General features: G+C 68.9%; 1 protein-coding gene. It reads left to right on the top strand.

Translation table 11 applies throughout. The features are described from left to right. Window positions 1–611: glycoside hydrolase family 3 N-terminal domain-containing protein (locus ACEN88_RS33660; protein ID WP_413346692.1), on the top strand; the 611-nt coding region annotated here is incomplete at both ends.

The following is a 611-nucleotide window of genomic DNA, read 5'->3' as shown; positions in this document are numbered from 1 at the left end:
GAATCGACGCGCCACGTGGCCGACGTGTTCGTATCGCGCCACGACCTCGAGGACACGTATTTGCCCGCCTTCCGCGCCGCCATCGTCGATGCGAAGGCCGGGTCGATCATGTGCGCCTACAACCGCATCAACGGCCAGCCGGCCTGCGGCAGCGACCTGCTGCTGAAGGAGCACCTGCGCGGCGCGTGGGGCTTCAAGGGCTATGTCGTGTCCGACTGCGATGCCGTCACGGACATCGACGAGCACCACAAGTACGCGCCCGATCCCGCCGCGGCGGCCGCCGTCGCGCTGAAGGCCGGCACGGACAACGAGTGCAACACGAAGACCCTGGGCGACGCGAAGGGCCTCGGCGAACGCTACCGCGAAGCGTGGAAGCGCGGCCTGATCTCCATGGGCGACATCGACACGGCGCTCGTCCGCCTGTTCTCCGCGCGCTACCGCAACGGCGACCTCGCGGGCCTCGCGCAGCGCAAGCCGAACCAGACGCCGGCCTCCGCGATCGACACGCCCGCGCACCGCGACCTCGCGCTGCAGGCCGCGAACAAGAGCCTCGTGCTGCTGAAGAACGACGGCACGCTGCCTTTGAAGCCGGGCGTAAAAGTCGCCGTGAT

Source organism: Massilia sp. CT11-108, assembly GCF_047302915.1.
GTDB lineage: Bacteria > Pseudomonadota > Gammaproteobacteria > Burkholderiales > Burkholderiaceae_D > Telluria > Telluria orientalis.
This window is presented reverse-complemented; position numbering and strand designations above follow the sequence as displayed.